The sequence below is a fragment of the Candidatus Frankia alpina genome (assembly GCF_902806485.1).
GTDB classification, from domain to species: domain Bacteria; phylum Actinomycetota; class Actinomycetes; order Frankiales; family Frankiaceae; genus Frankia; species Frankia alpina.
In genome coordinates this window covers 1-8,202 of the sequence record NZ_CADCWT010000208.1, presented here as the reverse complement: position 1 = coordinate 8,202, position 8,202 = coordinate 1, and the positions used below count along the sequence as shown (strand labels likewise).

Below are 8,202 nucleotides of genomic sequence, written 5' to 3'. Positions count from 1 at the left end.
ACCAGGTAGTCCGTCAGGGCGGCGAGCAGGTTGGCGATCCGGCGGCGCAGGACGTCGCCCGTGCGCACCGGCAGCACGAACCAGGCCGCGGCCAGCCCGATCGCCGCACCCAGCGCGACCGCGGCCAGCCGTTCCCGCAGCAGCCCCGCGCCGGCCTGCCCGTAGTACCCGTAGAGCAGGGCGAGCACGCCGGTCAAGCAGGCCGTCCAGTAGGCGTAGGACACCGAGCGCAGCCACACCCCGAACGCGAGCAGCACGAAGATGAGCACGATCGACACCTCGTCGCCGGGCGGAAGGCGGCCGGCGAGGGCCGTGCCGCCGCCGTCCCCGCCGCCGCGCCGACCAGGCGCTGCGGTAGGCGACGTCGCCCCGGCCGCGGTTGCCGCTGTGCACCAGGTAGGCGGTGAGGACGAGCCAGGACCGGTGCTCGCTGAACAGGTGCCGCCCCACGGCGAAGGCCACCCCGAGGGCCACCGCCAGCTGGATCGCCATCCGGGTGCTCGCGGGAAGTCGCCGCTGTCCAGGCTGGCGGGGCCGGTCAGCCCACGCAGTGCCAGCGACGTGCCGAACGTGGCCAGCGCGGCGCCCATCGTCACCATCGCCCGCCGCAGCTCGGCTCGCCGCTCGGCGGGCCGCGCCGCCGGGTCGCCGACCGTCGAGCCGCGCCCAAAGATAGTCGTCAAGGCGAACTAATCTCTGTCCCTTATAGCCGCAAAGATTGCCGCAATGGGCAGTAGAAGCAGCGCTGATAGTACGTGGTAGCGTGCTAACTGTGCGATCGGGACAGGTGGAAAGTGCGGCGGCGGTCCGGCGGGCGGTGGCGCAGGTGGGCCGGCGGCTGCGGGCGGAGCGGCCGGCCGGCGCGCTCAGCGAGACCAAGCTGAGCGTGCTCAGTCACCTCTACCGGCTCGGCCCGAGTACCCCGGGTGCGATCGCCGCCGCCGAGCGGCACCAGCCGCAGTCACTGTCACGCACCTTCGCCGAGCTGCAGGCCGCCGGGCTGATCAGCCGGCGCCCGCAGGAGCGCGACCGGCGGGCCGCAGTGTTGTCGATCACGCCGGCCGGGCGGGAGGCGCTCGTCCGCGACATGGCGGACCGCGACGCCTGGCTCGCCCAGGCCCTGGATATCTTCACGGAGGCCGAAGTGGAAATGCTGCGGATCGCCGCGGGCCTGCTCGAACGGCTCGTGGACCGCTCGGCGAGCCTGCGCGGTGTCGCGGTCGGCACCGCCGCGGTCGGCACCGGTTCTGGCTCTGGCACCGGCGTGGGACGGCCCGCTTGACCGCCCGCCGGCAACCGCTGCCGACCGGCGAGCCGGACTGGGTGCGCCACGCGATCTGGTGGCAGGTCTATCCGCTCGGGTTCACCGGCGCCGACACCACCGGAGCCGACCGGCGGCCTGCCCATGGGCTTGCCCGGATCGCCGACTGGCTCGACTACGCGGTGCGGCTCGGGGCGTCCGGCCTCGCCCTGGGACCGATCTTCGACTCCTCGACCCACGGGTACGACACGGTCGACCACTTCCGGATCGACCCGCGGCTCGGTGTCGACGCAGACTTCGACGACCTGGTTGCCCGAGCCCACCAGCGGGGCCTGCGGATCCTGCTCGACGGCGTGTTCAACCACGTCGGCCGGGAGCATCCCGCCTTCGCCGCGCCACCCGGCGAGGGTGCGCCACCCGGCGGTGGGGGTGCGCCGCCGCGTCCGGACTGGTTCGTCCCCACCGGCGCGACCGGGCCGGACGGGCGCCCCGATTATGCGACCTTCGAAGGTCACGACGGCCTCGTCACCCTGCGTCACGCGAACCCGGCCGTCGCCGACCACGTCACCGAGATCATGAACCACTGGCTCGACCGCGGCGCCGACGGCTGGCGGCTCGACGCCGCCTACGCGGTCCCCGCCGAATTCTGGGCGCGTGTGCTGCCCCGGGTGCGCCGCGCCCACCCGGACGCCTACCTGGTCGGCGAGGTCATCCACGGCGACTACCCGGACATCATCCACCGCACCGGACTGGACGCGGTCACCCAGTACGAGCTGTGGAAGGCGATCTGGAGCTCGCTGAACGACGCGAACCTGTTCGAGCTGTCCTGGGCGCTGGAGCGGCACAGCGGCTTCCTCGACACCTTCGTCCCGCTCACCTTCGTCGGCAACCACGACGTCACCCGGCTCGCCAGCCGGCTGCGCGAACCGCGGCACCTGGCCCACGCCCTCGTCGTGTTGTGCACCGTAGGTGGCACGCCGAGCGTCTACTACGGCGACGAGCAGGCGTTCGTCGGCGTCAAGGAGGATCGCGCCGGCGGCGACGACGCGGTCCGCCCCGCCTTCCCGGCCGGCGCGGACGAGCTCGCCCCCCACGGCTGGCCGATCTACCGGCTACACCAGGACCTCATCGGCCTGCGGCGGCGTCACCCCTGGCTGTACGCCGCCCGCACCCGTCCGCTGCACCTGACCAACGAGCAGCTCACCTACGAGACAAGCGCCGAGGGTCAGCGTCTGCTCGTCACGCTCAACCTCGCCGGGGACCCCGCCGACTGCCCCGCACCCGGCGCCGCGCAGCTTCTCGCCGGCCAGGCGGACCTGATCCACTCCGGCACCGGGCAGGCCCTCACCCGCCTGCCCCCCTTCGGCTGGGCCGTCCTCGCCCCCGCCGACCACTGACCCCGCGCGGAGTGGGCTGGGTGCGGAGCGGGCACGGTCAGGAGAACACGACCGTGCGGTGGCCGTTGATGAGGACGCGGTGCTCGACGTGCCAGGTCACAGCGCGGGCAAGCGCGCGGCACTCGACGTCGCGGCCCAGCGCCGCGAGGCGGTCGGGACCGTCGGCGTGATCGACCCGGATGACGTCCTGCTCGATGATCGGGCCATCGTCGAGCTCGGCGGTCACGTAGTGCGCGGTCGCGCCGATCAGCTTCACCCCGCGGGCGTGGGCCTGGTGGTAGGGCCGGGCGCCGGAGAAGCTCGGCAGGAACGAATGGTGGATGTTGATCGCCCGGCCGGCGAGCAGCGCGCACAGCTCAGGGGAGAGGATCTGCATGTAGCGGGCGAGGATCACCAGGTCGATCCGCTCCCGCTCGATGATCTCCAGGATCCCCTGCTCCTGGCGGTCGCGGGTGGTCGGGTCGACCGGCAGGTGATGGAACGGGATGGCGTAGGAGCCGGCGAGGTCGGCGAAGTCGGGATGGTTCGAGGCGACGGCGGGGATGTCGACGTCGAGCAGCCCCGACCGGTGCCGGTAGAGCAGATCGTTGAGGCAGTGCCCGAACCGGCTCACCAAGATCAGCACGCGGAGGCGAACCGCCAGGTCATGAATCCGCCAGTCCATCGCGAACGGGCGGGCGACGGGGGCGAAGCCGGCCCGCAGCGCGTTCAGGGCAAGACCCGGCTCCTCGGCGACGATGTGCACCCGCATGAAGAACCGGCCCGAGCCGGTGTCGCCGAACTGGGCGGCGTCGGCGATGTTGCCACCGGCGCCGGCGAGGAAGGCGGAGACCGCCGAGACGATCCCCAGCCGGTCGGGGCAGGACAGCGTCAGGACGAACTCGCCGGCCGCCGTCCGGGCGGCGGGGCCGGTCGGTGGCCCGGGGGAGCGGCCGGGATCGGCGGAATGCGGCGTCGCGCCGCGGTCTTCAGGGATGGGCACATCCCTTCCTACCTCGGCACGGCGCACCGGCCCTTGCGCACCTTGCCGGAACCAGGGCGGCGGTGCGGGCCGGTGCGATACTCAGCGCGGCTTGCGGCCCTGCATGCCTCTCGTGCGTGGCCGCCGGCCGGCGGGGAAGGCGCCTGGTCCGGTCCGTACCGCGGGGCGGCGTCGCCCGGCTGCGAGCGAGCGGCGCCCGCGATGGTGCCTCACGGCGCGTCCGGCGCCGGCGGCGTCGGCGTGCCGTCGAGGTGTGGCACGGTGATGGCGGTGAGCAGCAGGCCCCGGTCGGCGAGCCAGTGGCCGTCGAAGCCGGTGAGCTCGCCGCCGTCGAGCGCCGGCCCGGTCACCAGCAGCTTCGCGGTGAACGTGCCGCGGGCCGGCACCGCGGCTGCCGGACCGGCGAGCACCGTGCCCGGGTCGATGGTGAGGGCGGCGTCCTCGAAGCCGAGCCAGCGCTGGGTCAGCGGGAACCACGCCTTGTACACCGACTCCTTGGCGCTGAACAGCAGCCGGTCCCAGCGCACGGTGGGTCGGGTTTCGGTGAGAGTGGCGAGCCAGCCCTCCTCGGCCGGGACGGTGATCTGCGCCGTGACCCCCTTGGGGCTGGACTCGTTCGGCTCGGCGTCGATGCCGATCGTGCGCAGCTGGCCGGTGAACGCCACCGCCGCCGCCCGGTAGCCGGCGCAATGGGTGATGCTGCCGACCACTCCGGCCGGCCACCGGGGTGCGCCGCGATCGCCCGGCAGGATCGGCGCCGGCGGCAGGCCGAGGCCGGCCAGTGCCCGGTGCGCGCAGATCCGGGCGGTGGTGAACTCGCGGCGCCGCTTGTCGACGGCGCGGGCGAGCAGCGCGGCCTCCTCGGGGAACAGCACGGCGCTCGGGTCGTCCTCGAAGGCCTCGACGGCGACGGCCGCGTCCGGCAGCAGACTGGCCAGCATCGCGGTCAGTGCCGCGCCGTCGACGGCGATGGCGACGCCGTCCGGGTGGGACTCGGCGACGCCGCCCGGCCCGTTGTCGCCCCCGACCGCGCCCCCGCGGCGACGACCGGTTCCGGCGGGTAGGGCAGGATTTGCCGCGGGCCGGCGAAGGGCCGGCCGTAGGCCTCCCACGCGATGCGTTCCCGCGGATACCCCATCGAGACCTCCTCGAAGCGGACGCCGTCATACCAGGTCGTGCGGGGGATGTGCAGGTGGCCGTAGACGACCGCCGCCGTGCGGACACGCCGGTGCCAGTCGGCGGTGGACGTTGTCCCGTACCACAGCGCGAAGGTCGGGTAACGCAGGATGTCCGTGGGTTGCCGCGCGAGCGGCCAGTGGTTGACGAGCACCGTCGGCACGGTCGGGTCGAGGGCGGCGAGCCGCTCGGCGGTGTAGGCGACCCGGGCCCGGGACCAGTCGTCGATGGTGGGATACGGATCTGGGTGCAGCAGCCACTCGTCGGTGCACACCACCCCGGTCTCCCGGGCCAGGGCGAGGGCCTGCTCCTTCGTCGCCGTGCCCGCCGGGCGGAAGCTGTAGTCGTACAGGGCGAACAGCGGCGCGACGACCACCGGACCGCCCTCGCCCGTCCACACCGGGTACGGATCCTCCGGCGTGACCACGCCGAGGCCACGGGCGACCTCGACCAGATGGCGGTACCGTGCCTCGCCGCGCAGCCGCAGTGGATCGTGCTTTGGCGTCCACAGCTCGTGGTTACCAGGCACCCAGATCACCTTGGCGAAACGTTCGGTGAACAGCCGCCAAATCGCCTCGATCTCGCTGGCGACCTCGGCCACGTCACCGGCGAGAATCAGCCAGTCCTCCGGCGAGCCCGGCTCGATGCCCTCGACAATCAGCCGGTTTTCGGAATAACCAACATGAATATCACTGACGGCCATCAGCCGACCGGGCGGCGCCGGCGAATCCGCGGGGGACACATCGGAAAGCCTACCGGCGCGCACCGGCATGTGTCCGCCCGTCGGTCGAACCGCGGTCGTCTCCCATCCGACAGCACGGCGGCTCCGACAGCGCGGCGAGGGCGGCGTGGGTCGGGCCGGACCGGCACCGGCGGGCGGGGTGGATGTTCACGACGACCGGACATCGGGCATGCCGTCAGGGATCATCGTCCCCTGGCCGCCGACCGGCCTCCCGGGGACCGCCTGGAGTGGAGTGGATGATGGGTTACAGCTTCGGTACGACGCTGCTCGTCGTCCTCGGCGTGCTCGTGGCCCTCGGCCTCGCGCTGGCAGTGGCCGTCCTGGTCGTCATACGCCGGTACGACCTGCCGTTGCGCGGCACCGTGGCGACTCTGGCCAGCCTCGCCTACGTCGTCTCGCCGGTCGACGCCATCCCTGAGATCCCGTTCGGGCCTATCGGGCTGATCGACGACGCGATGGTGATCATCGGTACGGTTCTGTACGTCCGCGGCCTGATCGCCGCCCGGCGCGAGCTTGATCCGGCCGGCCCCGCCCTGCGTGATCTGCCTCACCAGCCGCCGCCGCGACTGCCCCGCGGACGCCGCGGCGTCCGCCGCTGAACCACGCCGCCCGCCGGTCGGCCCGCCGCTGGCGACCCGTCGCCCGTCGCCCGTCGGCTGTGGGCTGTGGGCAGGTCGGCGCGGAACATCGCCGGGGGCTGCCCTGTTGCCCAAGGCATGACCTCCGCCACGTTCGCGATCACCTGGGATTACCGCTGCCCGTTTGCGCGCAACGCGCATGAACACGTGCTCACCGGTCTTGCGGCCGGCGCCGACTGGAATGTCGGCTTCATCCCCTTCTCGCTGGGGCAGGCGCATGTCGAGGAGGGGCAGCCCAGCGTCTGGGAGAAGCCCGAGCAGGATTCCGGCATTCTCGCGCTGCAGGCCGGCGTCGTGATCCGAGATGAATACCCCGAGTTGTTTCCCGCGGCACATCGCGCGTTGTTCGCGGCCCGCCACGACGAGGGCCGGCATCTGGAGGACCGCACGGTCATCCGGGAGACGCTCACCGCGGTCGGGCTGCCCGCCGACGAGGTGCTCGCCCGGGTCGACGACGGTGGGCTGGCCCGGGTGCAGGCCGAGTATGAGCGCTACGTCGCCTCCCACACCGTCTGGGGTGTGCCCACGTTCATCGCCGATGATCAGTCGGTCTGATGAATCGGGCGCCGCTCGGCGCCGAGGCGGCGCCGTCGGTCCGGGCGGTGGAGCGCGTCGTGGACCTGCTGACCGGATGGCCGGAGCTCAACGAGTTCAAGCACACCTCCATCCCCCGCTGAGTCCGTCTTCGGGCTGAGCGTCCATCCGCGGACTGGCAGGCGGCGGGTTCAGACGTCGAGACCGTAGCCGCGTGCGATCTCCGCCAGGCCGGCGACGCCGCCTTCGCCGAGCGCGCGAAAATGCCAGCCGCTGCCGTCGCGGTGCAGTTCGCCGAACAGCATCGAGGTGTCCCGCGTGGCGGTGGCCGACAGGTCGTAGCGCACCAGCTCGTCGCCGGTGTCGGTGTTGAGGATCCGGATGTACGCGCCATGCACGTCCCCGAAACTCTGGTGCCGGTAGTCGGCGTTGTGGATGCTCACCGGGAACACGATGCGGGTGATCGCACTGGACAGCAGGTCGAGCCGTACCTCGATCTGCTCGTCGTCGCCCGCGCCCTCCCCGGTGAGGTTGTCGCCGCGGTGCACGATCTCCCCGCGCGGACTGCTCAGATTGTTGTAGTAGACGAAATAGCTCAGGCTGGGTGCCTGGTCGCTTTTCTGCAGGGCGATTGCACTCGCGTCGAGGTCAAACTTCTCCGCTCCTGGACGGTTTGGATCCCAGCCGAGACCGACCGTGATGTGTGTGAGAATTTCGGTGGATTCGCCAAGGGCGACACTGCCGCCCTTGGCGAGATCAATGCCCACTGTTCTCCGTTTCCGCGGCTTTCGCCGATCGATCGGCCGGACCGGCGAACGGTCCGAGACACGTGATCAGCCAAGCACAGACGGACGCCGCCAGTAAGCGCATCACCGAGACTCCGCTGTCGTCAGGGGGACGACCACTGCGGCCGGTGGGCCGACCGCCGTCGTTCGCGCCGCCGTCCGCGCCGACGGTGGTGCCGGCGGTGGTGCCGGCGCCGGTCGGTCACCGGATGGTGGACGCGGGTTCGGCTCGGCGTCGATCCGGACGATGTCGCTCACTCTCCGGCGGCTGTCGGTTCCACTGCGCACCGAAAGGTTGCCCCCGGCGCCCGCGGCGCCGACGTCGCGGGCGCGGAAGGGCCCAGATTGGCTAACGTCGGCAAGCGTGGATCACCTACCACTGCTTGTCGGCTCCGGCGATATCGCCCGCGCACTGGGCCTCACCCGTCAGGCCATCGATCATCGGCTCCGGGCCGATCCGATCGCGCCGAGCCCCGCCGCGGTCGTGAACCGCACCGCGACCTGGGGCGGTACCCGGATCTGGTGGCGGGAGGAGATCGACCGGTGGCTGCGCCTCGAGCCCGAACACTGGGAAGTGCACGGAGTGTAGGCGCCCTCGCCGCCGGTTGACGGAAAGCAGGGAAGGCGGGGTGTAACTGGTCAGGTATTTGTTTGATCTTGGGTTAGCTGGTTGCGGGCATCCAGGCG

At 72.0% G+C, this 8,202-nt stretch carries 11 protein-coding genes; 6 read left to right on the top strand and 5 right to left on the bottom strand.

From position 1 onward, the window contains the following. The coding region (locus tag G6R25_RS18625; RefSeq protein ID WP_163554000.1) for an FUSC family protein at positions 1-683 on the bottom strand (683 nt) is incomplete at its 3' end. Positions 684-772: 89 nt separating this feature from the next. On the opposite strand from G6R25_RS18625, the gene G6R25_RS18620 reads away from it, so the two are divergent. Next, positions 773-1,282 carry a MarR family winged helix-turn-helix transcriptional regulator gene (locus tag G6R25_RS18620; protein ID WP_235949008.1) on the top strand — a complete coding sequence of 170 codons (510 nt, stop codon included), beginning with the start codon at positions 773-775 and terminating at the stop codon, positions 1,280-1,282. After that, the gene (locus tag G6R25_RS18615; protein ID WP_235949006.1) at positions 1,279-2,658 is read left to right on the top strand and encodes an alpha-amylase family glycosyl hydrolase; all 1,380 of its coding nucleotides are present in this window, start codon (positions 1,279-1,281) and stop codon (positions 2,656-2,658) included. Before G6R25_RS18620 ends, G6R25_RS18615 begins: the two co-directional genes overlap by 4 nt. A gap of 37 nt (positions 2,659-2,695) precedes the next feature. Here G6R25_RS18615 and purU read toward each other — a convergent pair whose 3' ends face one another. From purU to G6R25_RS18600, 3 genes are all read right to left on the bottom strand, one after another. Further along, entirely contained in the window at positions 2,696-3,640 is a 945-nt protein-coding gene (gene purU / locus G6R25_RS18610; protein WP_163553999.1) for a formyltetrahydrofolate deformylase, read from the bottom strand. A gap of 209 nt (positions 3,641-3,849) precedes the next feature. After that, complete coding sequence (locus G6R25_RS18605) at positions 3,850-4,581, bottom strand: 4'-phosphopantetheinyl transferase family protein (protein ID WP_163553998.1); 732 nt, start codon at positions 4,579-4,581, stop codon at positions 3,850-3,852. A gap of 5 nt (positions 4,582-4,586) precedes the next feature. After that, positions 4,587-5,519, bottom strand: a complete 933-nt coding sequence (locus tag G6R25_RS18600; protein ID WP_235949003.1) for a metallophosphoesterase family protein — start codon at positions 5,517-5,519, stop codon at positions 4,587-4,589. Between the two features lie 278 nt (positions 5,520-5,797). Between G6R25_RS18600 and G6R25_RS18595 the strand changes: the two genes are divergently transcribed. The 3 genes from G6R25_RS18595 (at position 5,798) to G6R25_RS29055 (ending at position 6,873) form a co-directional block, all read left to right on the top strand. Continuing rightward, positions 5,798-6,157: a DUF1232 domain-containing protein gene (locus G6R25_RS18595; RefSeq protein WP_235949000.1), complete on the top strand. Its 360-nt coding sequence runs from the start codon at positions 5,798-5,800 to the stop codon at positions 6,155-6,157. A gap of 117 nt (positions 6,158-6,274) precedes the next feature. Further along, on the top strand, positions 6,275-6,751 hold the full coding sequence (locus G6R25_RS18590) for a DsbA family protein (RefSeq protein WP_235948998.1): 477 nt from the start codon (positions 6,275-6,277) through the stop codon (positions 6,749-6,751). Continuing rightward, positions 6,751-6,873: a hypothetical protein gene (locus tag G6R25_RS29055; RefSeq protein WP_268904181.1), complete on the top strand. Its 123-nt coding sequence runs from the start codon at positions 6,751-6,753 to the stop codon at positions 6,871-6,873. The genes G6R25_RS18590 and G6R25_RS29055 overlap by 1 nt, the downstream gene beginning before the upstream one ends. Positions 6,874-6,921: 48 nt before the next feature. Here the strand turns inward: G6R25_RS29055 and G6R25_RS18585 are convergent, their stop codons facing one another. Further along, positions 6,922-7,497, bottom strand: a complete 576-nt coding sequence (locus G6R25_RS18585; RefSeq protein WP_163553995.1) for a TerD family protein — start codon at positions 7,495-7,497, stop codon at positions 6,922-6,924. Positions 7,498-7,879: 382 nt separating this feature from the next. Here G6R25_RS18585 and G6R25_RS18580 point away from each other — a divergent pair, with 382 nt between their 5' ends. Further along, positions 7,880-8,104 (top strand): hypothetical protein, encoded by a 225-nt coding sequence (locus G6R25_RS18580; protein ID WP_163553994.1) that lies wholly within the window; start codon positions 7,880-7,882, stop codon positions 8,102-8,104. The last annotated feature ends 98 nt before the right edge of the window (positions 8,105-8,202 follow it).